At 70.3% G+C, this 14,732-nt stretch carries 11 protein-coding genes and 4 pseudogenes; 4 read left to right on the forward strand and 11 right to left on the reverse strand.

Features of this window, described 5'->3' with window-relative positions:
- The 4 genes and pseudogenes from ACZ601_RS12825 to ACZ601_RS12840 all read right to left on the reverse strand — a co-directional run.
- Nucleotides 1–96, reverse strand: a pseudogene (locus ACZ601_RS12825) (phytanoyl-CoA dioxygenase); the annotation flags it as partial.
- Nucleotides 97–433: 337 nt separating this feature from the next.
- Nucleotides 434–2,153, reverse strand: a pseudogene (gene poxB / locus ACZ601_RS12830) (ubiquinone-dependent pyruvate dehydrogenase); the annotation flags it as partial.
- 240 nt (nucleotides 2,154–2,393) lie between these two features.
- The gene (locus tag ACZ601_RS12835) at nucleotides 2,394–3,635 is read right to left on the reverse strand and encodes a cytochrome P450 family protein (RefSeq protein ID WP_469536527.1); all 1,242 of its coding nucleotides are present in this window, start codon (nucleotides 3,633–3,635) and stop codon (nucleotides 2,394–2,396) included.
- A gap of 161 nt (nucleotides 3,636–3,796) precedes the next feature.
- Nucleotides 3,797–4,066, reverse strand: a complete 270-nt coding sequence (locus tag ACZ601_RS12840) for a hypothetical protein (protein WP_469536530.1) — start codon at nucleotides 4,064–4,066, stop codon at nucleotides 3,797–3,799.
- Between the two features lie 86 nt (nucleotides 4,067–4,152).
- On the opposite strand from ACZ601_RS12840, the gene ACZ601_RS12845 reads away from it, so the two are divergent.
- The gene (locus tag ACZ601_RS12845; protein WP_469536532.1) at nucleotides 4,153–4,968 is read left to right on the forward strand and encodes a helix-turn-helix transcriptional regulator; all 816 of its coding nucleotides are present in this window, start codon (nucleotides 4,153–4,155) and stop codon (nucleotides 4,966–4,968) included.
- Nucleotides 4,969–4,972: 4 nt separating this feature from the next.
- On the opposite strand, the gene ACZ601_RS12850 is transcribed toward ACZ601_RS12845, so the two are convergent.
- The 3 genes and pseudogenes from ACZ601_RS12850 to ACZ601_RS12860 form a co-directional block, all read right to left on the reverse strand.
- On the reverse strand, nucleotides 4,973–5,401 hold the full coding sequence (locus tag ACZ601_RS12850) for an SRPBCC family protein (RefSeq protein WP_469536534.1): 429 nt from the start codon (nucleotides 5,399–5,401) through the stop codon (nucleotides 4,973–4,975).
- A 113-nt stretch (nucleotides 5,402–5,514) separates the two neighbouring features.
- On the reverse strand, nucleotides 5,515–5,997 hold the full coding sequence (locus ACZ601_RS12855) for a Dps family protein (protein ID WP_469536537.1): 483 nt from the start codon (nucleotides 5,995–5,997) through the stop codon (nucleotides 5,515–5,517).
- Nucleotides 5,998–6,063: 66 nt separating this feature from the next.
- Nucleotides 6,064–6,567, reverse strand: a pseudogene (locus tag ACZ601_RS12860) (dienelactone hydrolase family protein); the annotation flags it as partial.
- A gap of 270 nt (nucleotides 6,568–6,837) precedes the next feature.
- On the opposite strand from ACZ601_RS12860, the gene ACZ601_RS12865 reads away from it, so the two are divergent.
- Both ACZ601_RS12865 and ACZ601_RS12870 read left to right on the forward strand, forming a co-directional pair.
- Complete coding sequence (locus ACZ601_RS12865) at nucleotides 6,838–8,541, forward strand: peptidase dimerization domain-containing protein (protein ID WP_469536539.1); 1,704 nt, start codon at nucleotides 6,838–6,840, stop codon at nucleotides 8,539–8,541.
- A 112-nt stretch (nucleotides 8,542–8,653) separates the two neighbouring features.
- Nucleotides 8,654–9,121 carry an SsgA family sporulation/cell division regulator gene (locus tag ACZ601_RS12870; protein ID WP_469536542.1) on the forward strand — a complete coding sequence of 156 codons (468 nt, stop codon included), beginning with the start codon at nucleotides 8,654–8,656 and terminating at the stop codon, nucleotides 9,119–9,121.
- Between the two features lie 91 nt (nucleotides 9,122–9,212).
- Here ACZ601_RS12870 and ACZ601_RS12875 read toward each other — a convergent pair whose 3' ends face one another.
- From ACZ601_RS12875 to ACZ601_RS12890, 4 genes are all read right to left on the reverse strand, one after another.
- Nucleotides 9,213–9,827 (reverse strand): DUF308 domain-containing protein, encoded by a 615-nt coding sequence (locus ACZ601_RS12875; RefSeq protein ID WP_469536544.1) that lies wholly within the window; start codon nucleotides 9,825–9,827, stop codon nucleotides 9,213–9,215.
- A gap of 44 nt (nucleotides 9,828–9,871) precedes the next feature.
- A complete protein-coding gene (locus tag ACZ601_RS12880) occupies nucleotides 9,872–11,488 on the reverse strand; it encodes a tannase/feruloyl esterase family alpha/beta hydrolase (RefSeq protein WP_469536546.1) in 1,617 nt (538 codons plus the stop codon).
- A 250-nt stretch (nucleotides 11,489–11,738) separates the two neighbouring features.
- Nucleotides 11,739–12,485 carry a cytochrome b/b6 domain-containing protein gene (locus ACZ601_RS12885; RefSeq protein ID WP_469536548.1) on the reverse strand — a complete coding sequence of 249 codons (747 nt, stop codon included), beginning with the start codon at nucleotides 12,483–12,485 and terminating at the stop codon, nucleotides 11,739–11,741.
- Nucleotides 12,433–13,158: a molybdopterin-dependent oxidoreductase gene (locus ACZ601_RS12890; protein ID WP_469536550.1), complete on the reverse strand. Its 726-nt coding sequence runs from the start codon at nucleotides 13,156–13,158 to the stop codon at nucleotides 12,433–12,435. Before ACZ601_RS12890 ends, ACZ601_RS12885 begins: the two co-directional genes overlap by 53 nt.
- Before the next feature lie 240 nt (nucleotides 13,159–13,398).
- Here ACZ601_RS12890 and ACZ601_RS12895 point away from each other — a divergent pair.
- Nucleotides 13,399–14,356, forward strand: a pseudogene (locus tag ACZ601_RS12895) (ATP-binding cassette domain-containing protein); the annotation flags it as partial.
- Nucleotides 14,357–14,732: the final 376 nt, after the last annotated feature.

Consider the following 14,732-nt stretch of genomic DNA (forward strand, 5'->3'; position numbering starts at 1 on the left):
CTCGCCCTCCACCGCATAGCTGCCCTCGATGTGCCAGCCCGCGTCGTCGGGCTCCTCCTGGTGCGGGAAGCGCAGCGGGAAGGTGCCGAGCGAGTGCGGGGCAGCGCGTTGGTGACGACGGTCGAGGAGAGGATCGCGCAGAACAGGCCGAGCAGCAGCCCCGACAGGGCGCGCATGATCCGCGCGTGTGTCATCGGTGCCGGTGTGTCCCCTCCGGCGGGAGGGGTGTGCGGGCGCACACCTGCGCTGGGGGTGGTGGTCATGGGTATGGTTCCTTCGGTGACTGAGACGGCTGTACGGGGTGACAGCGGGCGTGGGCGGGATCGGGGGTGGTACGGGGTGACAGCGGCACGCGGCAAACATCGCCTGAGGCAACTACACCGCCGCTGGATCGCCCCTGGCGGGGTGCGGGGACGCTCCGGCGGGCCGGCCAGTGCAGGAGGCGGCGGGACACGTTGGTCGTGACCAGATCCAAGAGTTCCTCGCCCCGGCCGGACAGGATCGTGCGGATCGCGTAGAGGGTGAAGCCCTTGGCCTGCTCGACCGTGACGGCGGGCGGCACGGACAGCTCCTGACGGGCGGTCATCACCTCCACCAGGGCCGGTCCCTCGTGCGCGAAGGCGCCCTTCAGCGCGTCCTCCAGGTCGCCGGGCCGCTCGACCCGGCGCGAGAACAGGCCAATCGCGGCGGCGACCTCGGCGAGCCGCGGATTGTCCAGCTCGGTGGCGTAGTTGACGATGCCCGCCGCCTTCATCTCTAGCTCGACGAAGTTCAGGGAGCCGTTGTCGAAGAACACGATCTTGGCGGGCAGGCGGTTCTGGCGCAGCGTGAACAGTTTGCCGAGCAGCATGGTGAGGCCGCCGTCGCCGGACAGCGAGACCACCTGGCGGCCCGGGTGTGCCGACGGCGTGCGGAAGGGCGTTGGCCATCGTGCCGTGGTTGAACGAACCGATCAGGCGGCGCTTGCCGTTGAACGTCAGATAGTGGGCCGCCCACACCACCGGGGAGCCGACGTCCACGGTGAAGACGGCGTCCTCGTCGGCGAGGCGGTCGAGGGTGCGTGCCACGAACTGCGGGTGGATCGGGGTACGTTCGAGGTCGTTGACAGCGAGCGAGTCCAGCGACCTGCGCGTACGGGCGTAGTGGGCGAGGGCGTCGTCGAGGTGTCCCCGCGCGCTCTTGACGGTCAGGAGCGGCAACAGCGCGGGCAGGGTGTCGCGGACGCTGCCGACCAAGGGCAGGTCGACGTGGGTGCGGCGGCCGATCTGTTCGCCGCGGATGTCGAGCTGGATGACCTTGGCGTCCTGGGGATAGAACTGCCGGTAGGGGAAGTCGGTGCCCGGCATCAGCAGCGTGTCGGCCTCCTCGACCGCCTTGTAGCCGGAGGCGGACCCAAGCAGTCCGGTCATGCCGACGTCGTAGGGGTTGTCGTACTCGAGGTACTCGTTGCCGCGCAGGGCGTGCACGACGGGTGCCTTGAGCGTCTCGGCGAGCCGGACCAGATCGTCGTGGGCCCCGGCCGCTCCGGCGCCCGCCAGGATCGTCACCCACTTCGCGTCGTTCGGCAGCGCGGCGGCCTCGCGCAGGCTCGCGTCGTCGGGGCGGACGACGGTGCGGGCCGGGCGCACCACCGTGGGGGCCAGGTCGCGGGGGGTCTTGCCGAGGAAGATCTCGCCGGCTACGACGACGACGGCCACTCCCCTGCGTTCGACGGCGGCGCGCATCGCCGTTTCCAGGATGCGCGGCCCGTGTTCGACGCTGGTGACGACCTCCGCGTAGACACTGCAGTCGGCGAACAGCTCTTGGGGGCGGGTTTCCTGGAAGTATCCGCTGCCGATCTCGCTGCCGGGGATCTGGGCGGCGATGGCGAGCACCGGGACACGGCTGCGCTGGGCGTCGAAGAGGCCGTTGATCAGGTGCAGGTTGCCCGGGTCGCAGCTGCCGACGCACACGGTGAGCTCGCCGGTCAGTCCGGCCTCGGCCGCCGCGGCGAGGGCGGCGCTTTCCTCGTGCCGCACATGGACCCAGTCGACGTCGTCGTCGCGGCGGATGGCGTCGGTCAGGCCGTTGAGCCAATCACCGGGCAGGCCGTACAGACGGTGGATGCCGGAGGCCTTGAGGGAGGCGATGACGTGTTCGGCGTAGGTGGGCATACGGCAGACCCTTTCGTCGGTGTGGGCGCGAGCGCGGCCGGTGCGGAGGGGAGGACCGCACGGGCCGGGGGCGTCGACAGGGACTCGTCCCCGTCGACGCCCCCGGCCAGTCTTGTCGGGCCGTCATCGCGCACACATCCGTCGAATGACTGCGTAACGGACCTCAGGGTGTTTTCCGTTGCTCGGTCGCACGACTGGGCCGCCCGGGTCCGCGCCCCGGCTCACACCCGGCGGGGCCCGTCAGCCGAGGCGGTAGCGAACCGGCAGTGACAGCACCCCGCGCACCATGCCGGCGGGGAACCAGTTCAGGGACTCGGCGGGCACCGCCAGTTCCATGTGCGGGACACGTGTGAGGAGGGTGTGCAGGGCGATCCGGGCCTCCAGGTGGGCCAGCGGGGCGCCCAGGCAGTGGTGGATGCCGTGGCCGAAGGAGAGGTGGCGGGCGACGGGGCGGTGGACGTCGAGCGTCTCCGGGTCGCCGCCCCCGGCGAGCGGGGCCCCGCGGCTCGCGGAGGTGAGGGCCACGGCGACGACGCTGCCCCGGGGGATCTTCGCCCCGCCGAGTTCGAGGTCCTCGGCGGCGTAGCGGTTGGTCGTGCGCTCGACGGACGTGTCGTAGCGCAGGAACTTCTCGATCGCGGTGGGCAGCAGCGCGGGGTCCTCGCGCAGCAGCCGCAGTTGGTCGGGGTGGGTGAGCAGGGCCAGCATGGCGTTGCCCAGGAGGTTGACCGTGGTCTCGTGGCCGGCGATGACGAGCAGGGCCGCGGTTCCGGCCAGTTCCTCCTCGGAGAGCCGGCCGTCGTCCTCGTCACGAGCGGCGACCAGGGCGGACATCAGGTCGTCGCCGGGCCGGCGCCTCTTGTCCTTGACCAGTTCGCGCAGGAACGTGTGCATCGCGGCCACCGACGCGGCGTACTCCGGGTGGTTCACCTGGAAGGCGAGGGTGGTCCAGCGGCGGAAGTCCTGGCGACACTCCTCGGGGATGCCGAGCAGCTCCGCGATGACCGCGACGGGCAGCGGCGCGGTGAAGGCCTCCACCAGGTCCGTCTCGCCGCAGGGCGGCAGGGCGTCGACGGGACCGTGGGCGAGCTGGGTGATACGCGGTTCCAGCTCGGCGGAGCGCCTCGGGGAGAAGGCGCCCGACACCAGCCGGCGCAGCCGGGTGTGGACTGGCGGATCGGCCTCCAGCATCTGGCCGCCGAGTCCGGTGCCGCGCTTGTGCCCGAGGAAGCCGGCCGCCTCCAGCATCGCCGCGGCCGGCTCGGGGTCCTTCAGCAGCGCCGGGTGGGTCAGCGCCTCGCGGGCCAGGTCGTGGTCGACGACGATCCAGCCGGTGATGCTGGGGAAGAACTGCGCCGGGTGGACGGGGTCCTTCGCGCGCAGCGCCGCGTATCGGCGGGGGGCGTCCGCCTTGAACGCGGCGTCCATGACGACCAGGTCGTCCGTCTCACCGGCAGGCCGGGTCCGGGGGTGGGTGTCCAACAGTGTGTCCTCGCGCTGAGGTGCGGCGAGCCCCACTCGGGGCTCGCGCGGGCAGGCAGTGCCCGTCGTGAAGAACGACGGAACACACACACCGAAGGTTCAGAGCGTGTGGGTGTCTCCGGCGGGCCGCACAGGCGGCCCGCCGAAGAGTCGGGGGCCGGTCAGTCGCCGATGCCGACGACGGTGCCGTCCGGGTACTCGACGTACGCGGTGGCCGGGGTCCTGGTCACCCCGGACCAGCGGCCGGTGACCGTGAAGGGTTCGAGCGGCTTCGTCGAGGGCCGCGTCGGCGACACGGTGAAGGTCCCTGTCGTCGGTGCGTCGGGGCCCACGATGTTGGTCTGGAGCGCGAACGGCGTGGCCGTGGTGCCGGGGCGGTAGGACGCGCCGAGCACCAGGGCGATGTACCGGCCCGGCTTCAGGTTGGCCATGGTGGCCTGGATCCGGTGGCCGGGCGGTATCCATACTCTGCTGGCGGGTTTGGACGGACGACCAACCGCGCCACGGATGTCACACGTTGATCCACGGAGGTACGCCGGGGAATCCGCAGGCCGCGCTGGAGCGCCTGCTGGCCAGGCGGCAGTGGCAGATGGAGAGTTCCCTGGCCGTGGTGCGGGGCGAGATCGACCGGATCGCCGAGCGCCACCGGGCGGGGCGGCTGCGCTCCGACCCGCGCAACCTGGTGGAGGTCCTCTCGGACCGCGAGCTGATCCTGGAACGGGTCGCGGAGTTGAGCAACTCCGCGACCAGTCGGATGTGGGCCCTGGATCGGCCGCCGTATCTGGGCCGCCCGGACGGTGAACTCCACAGCAAAGACGAGGAGTTCGCCATCACGCAGGGCTGGCTGCGCCAGGGCATCGACGTCCGGTCGATCTACTGTACGCAGTCCCTGGAGCGCCCTGGCCGATTCGCCACGCTGGTCCGGCTGGCCGCCCTGGGAGAGCGGTCCAGGATGCTGCCGCACCTGCCGTTCAAACTGCACATCATCGACCGGCGGATCGCCCTGGTCCCGCTCTCGGGACCGGTCTACGACGACCTCGCCGTCATCCATCCGTCCGGCATGCTCGACGCCCTCATGGAGCTCTACGAGGCCTACTGGGCCCGCGCCGAGCCGGTCACCGGGGCCGCGCCCGCCGCGGACGACACCTTCGGCGAGGACGACATCGTGCTCCTCGGCATGCTGAAGGCGGGGTTGAAGGACCAGGCCATCGGGCGCCAGTTGGGGTGCAGCACCCGCACGGTGACCCGGCGCGTGGCCGCCGTCCTGACCAAGCTGGGGGCGCACACCCGGTTCCAGGCCGGGATCAGGGCAGCGGCGCGCGGGCTGATCTGAGAGGTCACTTGGCCTGCAGAGGCCCCGCGAACGACTTGCGCAGGGAACTCGGGGCGACCAGCGGGAGCAGTGAGGCGAGCATCTTGCCCTTGAACGAGGTCGGCTGCCGCGTCAGTTCGACGTCGACGCGGGTGCCCTCGCCCTCGGGGGTCGTGGTGAAGACCCAGCCGCCGCCGGCCCCGAAGAGCTTGGAGTCCAGCGTGGTGACGGTGACGGTGTCGCCGGCCGGCTGCCACTCGTAGCGCGCCCGCTCCCAGGCCGCGGCGGTGCCTTCGGTGACCTCGGCCCAGGTGTCGCCGAGGTCGTGGACCTCAAAGTGCTCGGCGTCGATGGTCGGCCAGGACTGCGCGCGGGAGGGGCCGAAGTCAGTCAGCACCCCCAGCACGTCCTTGGGGGCGAGCTGGGAGACGAGCTGGAAACGGACGACTGCCATGGTTTTCCCTCATTCGACAAATAACTATCCTGACTGGTGACGTAAGACTCTCACGCAGAATAATCACCCGTCAAGTCGGTTACTTCGAGGTGAATCATTCGCTGAGCCCGTCCTCAGCCCCTGTCGGCGGCGTTCTCGGCCTGGAACATCCAGCTGTGCTTCTCCAGGGCGGCGGTCAGGCCGATCAGGAGGTCCTGGGTCACGGCGTCCGCGGGGCCGGTCTCGTCGATGCGCCCGCGCACCCGCCCGATGACGGCGGAGAACGTCCGCACCAGGGCCTCGATCACGTCGGTATCCTTCGTCCAGCCCGCCGGGAAGCCGGGAACACCGCTGGTGGCGGCGATGGTGGCGGCCCGCCCGTCCGGGCTGACGCCCAGCGCCGCGGCGCGTTCGGCCACCGTGTCGGCGAAGTCGCGCGCGGCCGTCACCACCTCGTCGAGCTGGAGGTGGACGGAGCGGAAGCGCGGCCCGTAGAGGTTCCAGTGCGCCTGCTTGGCCACCAGGGAGAGGTCGAGCAGGTCGACGAGCGTGGCCTGCAACGCGCCGCCCACAATGGCGCGTTCGGTGTCCTGGAGGGGGCCGTTGATGACGGTCATGGTATGCGGTCCTTTCTGGTTCTGTCACTGACAGCGCCAGTCTCGAACGCGCCGATCCCCGGCGAATCAGTCGTTTGACTGCCGCCCCGACCGTCCGTCACGCGGGCCGCGACGGGCTTGCAGGGTGCGGTCGAAGAGGGCCAGCAGCTCCGTCCAGTGCCGCTCGGCCGCCGCGGGGTCCCAGGCCGCGGTGTCGGTCTGGGTGCAGCCGTGGTGGGCGCCCGCGTACACCTCGCAGCGGTGCTTGACGCCCGCGTCGCCCAGCGCCCGCTCCAGGCGCTGAATCTGCTCCTCGGGCATCGAGTCGTCCTCGTCGGCGTGCGCGAAGTAGAGGTCGGCGGTGATGTGTTCGGCCAGCAGGTGCGAGCTGTCCGGTGCCTCGCTCGCCAGGTCGCCGCCGTGGAAGCCGGCCGCCGCGGCGACCCGGCCCGGGTGGGCGCCCGCCGTGTAGAGGGCGAGCCCCGCGCCTATGCAGTAGCCCGTGATGCCCACCGGCCCGTCCGTGACCAGCGGCGACCGCACGAACCACTCCAGGTAGGCCCCGGCGTCGCGCTTCGTGTGCTCGGGGGTCCGGCCATGGCCTTCAGGTGCGGGCGCACCCCGAAGGCGGCCGGCCGGGGTACTCATGAGGGTGCCTTTCTGAGGGAGAGAAGAGGGGGTCCCGGTGCGTACTGACGACGGAACGGATCGCGTGGAGCTCACACCTGAGGAGGGTCACCAGTCGGTCCCGAACGGTGGACTGACACACCGACAGGAGACATATGCTGCTCCGCAGTATGACAGAAACACATGTTCTGGAGCCGGTTGTCCGGCTCTTAACTCACACCTGACGAGGACGAGATGGACGTGAACGACTTTCACCCCGGCCGCAGACGCCTGCTGAAGATGTTCGGACTGGGAGCCACCGCGACCACGGCGGCTATCCTGAAGGCCGACCCCGTGCTGGCGGCGACGCTCGGGTACGACGAGAGGACCGGGGTCTCCCCCGCGACGTACCGGGCTCCCCGAGGGCTGGCGAAGAACTCCGCGGCCAAGCAGACGGCGCTCGACTGGATCACGGCCGAACAGCGCGCGATCACCAAGCTCGGCGACGACGTGTGGCAGCACGCGGAGTTGTCGCTGCGCGAGTGGAAGTCCTCCCTCGCGCACGCCAAACTGCTGGCGGACAACGGCTTCAAGGTCACCTGGGGCTCGGCGGGCTTCCCGACCGCGTTCGTCGCCACCTACGGCACCGAGGGCCCCGTCATCGGCTTCAACGCCGAGTACGACGCGCTGCCGGGCCTGTCGCAGAAGAAGGGCGTGGGCACGCACGATCCGCTCGTCTACCACTACGACGCCTACGGCCCCACCTACGGTGCCGGTCACGGCGACGCTCACAACTGCCTCGGCGCGGGCGGCACCGCGGCCGCCATCGCAGTCGCGCGGGCGATCAGGGCGAACGGGCTGAAGGCGACCGTCAAGCTGTTCGGCAGCGCGGGCGAGGAACAGCTCGTCGGCAAGGCCTACGCGGTCAAGGAGGGCGTCTACGACGGCCTCGACGCCTTCCTGGACTGGCACCCCTTCAACATCACCGTGCCGTTCTGGAACACCACCAGCGCACTGATATCCGCGACCTTTACCTTCCTCGGTGCCTCCGGCCACGGCGGCACCCCGCTGGGCAACAAGAGCGGCCTGGACGGCGCCCTGCTGATGGCGACGATGTCGGAGTACCTGCGGGAGAAGAACGTCGCCCCCTCCGGCCGCTTCCACTACGCGATCATCAACGGCGGCGGCGCTCCGAACGTGACCCCGGACATGTGCTCCATCTGGTTCTTCGTCCGCGAGGGCAGCCCGGCCCGTGCCAAGGTGCTGTACGACAAGATCGTGGAGTGCGGCAAGGCGGCCGCGCAGGCTAGCCAGACCCGCCTGGTGCACAAGTTCCACGCCGGGACGTGGAACCTGCTGGCGAACAAGGCCGGCGCGGAACTGCTCAACGACAACATGCGGCAGATCGGCGCGCCGAAGTTCACCGACGCCGACCACGCCCTGGCCAAGGCGGTGCAGAAGTCGCTGGGCAAGCCCGAGGTGGGCATGCCGACCGAGCTGACCCCGCTCGTGCCTCCGGCGGCCGCCTACACGGGCGGCCTTGCCACCGACACCGCGGACATCAGCTGGCAGGCCCCCACCGCCGTCCTGCTCTCCGCGGCCTACCCGCCCGGCATCCCGAACCACAACTGGGGCGCCACCGCGACGGCGGCCACCAACGTCGGCCACCAGGCGACGCTCTCCGCGGCCCGCTACCTGGCCGCGGGCGCGATCGACCTGATCGAGCAGCCGGCCCTGCTGGACGCGATAAAGCAGGAGTTCCGGGACCGCACCGAGGGTCTCGAGTGGACCTCGATGATCCCGGACGGCAACCAGTCACCGATGTACGAGCCCCCGGCCGACTTCCTGAAGGCAACCGGGCAGAGCTGGCCCCCAAAGGGGGTGACCTGGCCGGTGCCCCAGGTGGTGGCACAGGAGCAGCTGGGCACGACGGGGCCGAATCTGGCGCCGGTGACCTGAGCCGGGGCGGCGGGGCGGGGCGGGCTTCGACCGTCATGTGACCGATGTGCCAGGCGCGTTCACGGCGAAGAGTGGGAGGCACAGACGTCGTCCGATGGAGGGGAACTCTGTCATGCACCGTGATCAGTCGCCCCTGAGCGCGCGTTCGGCGGCCTGGCTCGTGCCGCCGCTCCACCTCGAACTCGACCAGATGCTGGACGAGTTCACGCGGGTGCCGGTCCGGGCGACGTTCCGGTTCGATCCGGGGACGCCCGCTGTGATCACGTTCGAGCTCCTGGCTGAACGCGGCCCGAGCCTGATCTGGCACCTCGGCCGCGGGCTCCTCCACCGGGGCCTGTCCGCGATGAGCGGCGCCGGTGACGTGCGGATGTGGCCGACGCTGCCCGGCGAACAGTCCGCGTCGTGGCTCATGCTCGCCTCGTACGAGATGGAGGCTCTGTTCGAGTTACCCACGGAGTCGCTGGCCGTCTGGCTCGACTCCACTTACCGGGTCGTTCCGTCCGACGCGGAGGTGGCCGGTCTGGACTGGGACGGTTTTCTGGCGGCGTTGCTCGACGGCCGGCGGCCGCCCTCCGAGTAACACTGGCGTGTGTCATGCGTCCGTACACAAAACACTGCGGCCCGCGCCTTTAAGGCGCGGGCCGCAGTGTTTTCCGGGAGCGGTTCGGCCGTCAGACGGCGGTCCGGGTGCGCAGCTGGCGGGACTTCCAGCCCAGCAGCAACGCCTGGAGGATGAACCACACCCCGCCGCCGGTGGCGTACACCGAGAGCACGTCGAGCGATGGGTTGTCGCCCGCGGCCTGGATGTTGTAGGTGATGCCGACGAGGAAGGAGAGGCCGCCCGAGATCAGGGTCGGCCACTGCTTGCCGAACTCGGGACCGCGGCGCCGCACTCCGACGATCACCTGCGCGAGACCGGAGATGACGGCCCAGGCGCCGAACACATGGAGCACCGGTGCCCCACCGCCGACGCCGGCGACGCCGATGGCGATGGCGGCCAGCGCGCTGAGCACCCCGTTGAACGCGGTGACCCGGCGCTCGCCCCCCTCGGGGGTGGCGCGATAGTCGAGCAGCGAGGACACGGCGTCGATCAGCGGGTAGACGACCAGCAGCGTGATGGCCACCGCGTCGATGTCCTCGTGGGCTCCGGTGAACGCCAGGGCCCACGCCACGGCGAGGATGCCGCGGCCGAGGTACAGCTTCAGCAGGGAGGAACGTTCGTCCGTGGCGGCCTGGGTGGTCGCGGACAATGACCGGGTGGTTGCGGTCGCCGTCTGGGTGCTCATGGGTGTTCGGCCTTTCTCAGTTCAGGAGGGCGTCGCCGGCCCGGTCAGTGCCGGGGGAAGACGCAGCGGAAGCTGGAGCCGAGGGCGGGGTCGCCGTGGCCCTTGTAGCGGGACACCTCGGGGTAGACGCACAGGTCGCGCTGGACCTGCTGGCCGTTGGTGTTGATGAGGGTGGCGGGCAGGGTCTTGGGCGCCTTGCCGTGCTCGACCCAGGCGGTCAGCGCGGCGAGGCCGTCGGCCGAGCCGTCCTGGCCGTCGAGGCCGCAGTGGGCGGTGTTCGGGGCGAGGAAGACGCGGTAGAAGTCGTCGACCCGCTTGGCGCCGCCCAGTTCACGCTCGACCTGCTGGTGGTAGCGCACGGTGCCCTGGGCGGGGATGAACTGGTCGGTGTCGCCCTGCCAGGTGATGAGCTTGCCGCCGGAGCGGCGGTAGTCCGAGAGGTCCGGGTCGTCGGTGCCGATGACCTTGTCGTACTCGGCCTGCGACTGCTTGAACAGCCTCGTGAAGTCGCTGTAGGTGATCTTCGTGAGGTCGAAGGACGAGTCCTTCCTCAGGAAGAGCTGGACCCAGGCGGCGGGCACCTGGAAGGGCACACCCTTCACGACGCCGTCGGTCTTGTCGGGCTCGGAGTGCGCGAGACCCGCGAGGTCGGCGCCGACCGGGACACCGGCCCACAGCTTCTGGCCGGAGGTGGTGCGGGGGCCGTCCCAGATCTTGCGGACCACGGCCGCGTCGGCCGCCGTGATGGTCAGTTCCTTGCCGTCGCAGTCGACCTTCGTGCCGATCAGCCGGCGCGGGTCGAAGTCGCAGCGGGACGACTCGTTGACCAGGCCGTCCTGTACACCGTCGAGCTTGTCGCAGGCCTTGACGGCGGCGTCGGTGAACACCTTCAGTTCGCAGTCGCTGGGGTACGTCTTCTCGTTGTTGAGGACCACCTGCGGCCACAGGGTGGCGACCTCGAACTCGTCCCAGTTGATGGCGGGCGCGTCCGCGAGGATGCCGTCGTAGTCGTCGGGGTAGGCTTGGGCCTCCATGTAGCCTTGGCGGCCGCCGGTGGAGCAGCCGGTGAAGTAGGAGTAGGCGGCACGCTTGCCGTAGACGCCGCCCACGACCGCCTTGCCGACGGCCGCCGCCTCGTGCTGGGAGCGGAAGGCGAAGTTCTTCAGCGCCGTGCGGTTGACCTTGCCCTTCGCGTCCAGGACCCAGCTGGTGTCCACGACGTCACCGACGCCGGCGTCCGTGGTGGTCACCGCGTAACCGTCCTTGACCGCGGCGCCCAGGCCGACACCGTTGTTCCCGGCACTGTAGGCGCTGCCGCCGATCGCCTGGAAGCGGCCGTTCCACTTCTGCTCGGGCAGCCAGGTCTGCACCGTGGCGTGGTCGCCCTCGCCGGGGTGGGTGAGGGTGACCGTCACCTGGCAGAAGGCCGGGACGCCGGAGACCTCGCCGCCGAGCAGCCCGGTTCCCTTGATGGTGCCCCCGGCTTGGCGGACCGCCGTCACGGACTCCACTTCGGTACCGGCCGGGGCCTTCACGGACGGCGCCGCGCAGGCGGCGGTGGTGGCGGTGTTGCGGGTCTCCTCCGCCGTGGCGGTCGGCAGCCACATTGCCGCCGCAACCAGCGGCACACCTGCCGCAAGTACCGTCAGAGCCTTCTTCATCGTTTCCCATCCAAGAGGTAGGTGTGCGTCCACATGAGCAATACATGTGCACTTCACGCGGCACGCGGAGAACCGATCCGGACTGTATCACCGTTTAGAGCGGTGACTATAGGATCGAGCGAAATATCAGGCGCCGGGGGCCGGACTCACCGCCCCCGTCCGGCATCACTCTGCCTGGATGCCCACAGCGGAGCCACAGTCATCTGACGGTCCACGCCCGGAAAGGAGTGCCTACGTCATTCGACGGTCGTCAGTGTGTGTCGGTTCTCGTCGACACATGTGAGCGCTGTCCGGCGTCGGCCGACGCCCCCACCCGCTCCTCGGGCAGCCACTTCGCATGGTGCCGCTGCGCCCAGGCCCTGCTGACGTATCCGGTCCGCATGCCGAGCAGCGCCTCCGGGTCCTGGCGGGCCTTGCGCAGGTGTCCGAGGACGACGAGGGTGATCGCCCAAGCCAGCAGGTCATGGACGAAGATCGCGCTGGTGCGGGAGATGAAGGGCAGCAGCCCCATGAACCACATCAGCAGGCCCGTGAACATCATCACCAGCACCGCGCCGGCGATCCAGCCCGCATAGAGCTTCTGCCCCGCGTTGAACTTGCCGGCCGGGCGTGCCCGGTGCGAGGTGCGGCGTTGGCGCACCGCGCGCAGCCACTGTCGGTCGTACACCGCGAAGCGGTTGATCCGGCGCAGGTCGGCGCGGAAGGCGGGAGAGAGGAGCCCGAGGAGGAAGGGCAGGGGCAGGGAGATGCCGGACCACTCGTGGAGGGTGACCATCAGGTGGCGCCGGCCGACGAGTTGGGCCAGCGGGCCGAGGTACAGGCAGGCGGCGGTGACCAGGCACACCAGCATCAGATAACCGGTGGTCCGGTGGATCCAGCGCTCGGCGGTGCTGAACCGCCGGACCCTGCCGGCCGCGTCGGGTCGCGCCGGTGCGGAGCCCGGGTCAGACCGCATCGCTGTCCCGGTCCGCGCCGTCGAGCCAGCCGTCGACCGCATAACCGCGCTCCTCCCAGTAGCCGGGCACGACCTTGTCGGTGACCGAGATGCTGGACAGCCACTTGGCCGACTTGTAGAAGTACATGGGTGCCACGTAGAGGCGGACGGGGCCGCCGTGCTCGTGGCTGATCGGCTTGTCCTGCATGTTCAGCGCGACCAGGACGTCGGAGCGGCGGGCCTGTTCCAGGGTGAGGCTCTCGCTGTAGGCGCCGTCGAAGCAGGTGAACCGGATCGCCGCGCCCGGGGACCGCACGCCGGCGTCCTCCAGGATGTCCGCCAACCGCACCCCGTCGAAGGGCGTCTTCTCCACCCGCCATCCGTCGGTGCAGACGACGTCGTGCACGACCCGGCGCTGCGGCAGCGCGCGCAACTGATCGAGGGTGTAGCTCTTGGGCCGGTCGACGAGGCCGGTGACCCGCAGCTGGTAGTTGGTCTTGTCCTTGTGCGGGACCGAGCCGACGATGCTGTAGTACCGGAAGCCGCCCGGGTTGGGCAGCAGGCCGGTCGCGCCGGTGGGGTCGAGCTGGGAGGCGGCGCCGAGGAAGCCTTCCCAGCCGCGCTGGAGGTAAGGGGCGGCGGCGAGCCCCGCGGCCCCGGCGGCGAGCACGCCCAGCATCGCGCGCCGCCCCACCGGCGCGCCTTCGGCGGCCTCCCGTTTCGGGTTCTCTGCCATGGTCAGTGCTCCTTCGAGGGGCGGCGTCACTCGTCGTCACCCACTTAAGTGGTTACGATCGTGGCATGGCTCTCCGTGACTGTCAACGACATGTCTGCCGGAGTGGTCAGAGCTGACCGGTGCGGCCGAAGTGTCCGGGCGACGTATGCACACTCAACTATGTAACTTGCACACGTGTTTATGGCCGGCCCGGACCTCGATGTTCCCACGACACCCGGCCCTGGCTCCCGGTCGATCCCGGTGGGCCTGGCCGACCTGACACTGGACCGCAGCCTCGGCACGCTCAGCGGCGGCCAGGTCGTCTCCCTCGGTCTCGCCGCCCAGTTGCTGCGCCGCCCCGACGTCCTGCTGCTCGACGGGCCCACCAACAACCTCGACCTCGAGGCCCGGCACCGGCTCTAAGACGTGCTCTCCGACTTCTCGGGCTGCCTGCTGCTGGTCAGCCACGACCGCGCGCTGCTCGACCGGATGGAACGCATCACCGAGCTGGGTTCCGGTGAACTGCGCCTGTACGACAGCAACTTCACCGAGTAGGAGGAGGCCGTGCGCGCCGAGCAGGAGGTCGCCGAGAAGAACGGAGGCCACGGCCCGCCTCGACGAGGCCGGCCGTGCCCTGCGGGACGAGCAGCGGCTCACCCTGGAGCTGCCCGACACCCAGGTGCCCGCCGGGCGCAACCTCTTCCTCGGCGAGGGCATGCAGGTGCGCCTCGGGGAGAAGGACGTGTTCGCGGCGGGCGGAGTCGACCTGAGCGTCCGCGGTCCCGAGCGCATCGCGCCGAACGGCGCCGGGAAGACCACCCTCATGCGTCTGATCACCGGCGATCTCGACCCGGAGAGCGGGGAGATCAAGCGCAACGACGGCCGGATCGCCTCTCTCTCGCAGCGTCTTGACCTGCTGGACCTGGACCGCACCGTCGCAGAGAACTTCGCCTCGTTCGCCCCGGAGCGGCCCGAGTCGGACCGGACGAACCTGCTCGCCCGGTTCCTCTTCCGCGGCGCGCGGGCCCACCTGCCGGTCAGGGTGCTCTCCGGCGGCGAGCGGCTGCGCGCCACCCTGGCGTGTGTGCTGTGCGCCGGTCCGGGGAGCGTTCCTGGTGGTCAGCCACGACGAGCGGTTCCTGGGCGAGATCGGGGTGAACCGCTGGCTGCGGCGGGTGCCGAGGGCGGGCTGAAGGAGACGGGTGCCCCGGCGGCGTGACCGATACGCACGCACTGGCGGCCCTGAGCGGGGACTCGGGGCCGCCAGTGCGTGAACGGGTTCCTCGGTTCCCAGGCGGCCCTGGGTCACGCAGATCCCGTCCCGGCTCCGCCGCACGCGTGTCCCCGCGGCAGAGCCTCTCGATGGCACAACGCGGCGGCGGACCGGAAAGGTTCAGCCCGATTTCGCGTCCCGTCCACGGCTGCGCGGCGTACCTACGGACATACCGCTGACGCGCCTGGCCGCTGCCGCCCGCCCAACACACTCACACTTCGACAGTCACCCCCTTGACAGGTGACTCATTGGCGTGGGAGTGTCGACGATAGCGCCACCTCTGGCCAGTGAGACACACGGGACGGACATATGTCGAGGCACC

Source organism: Streptomyces sp. NPDC104307 (assembly GCF_055584045.1).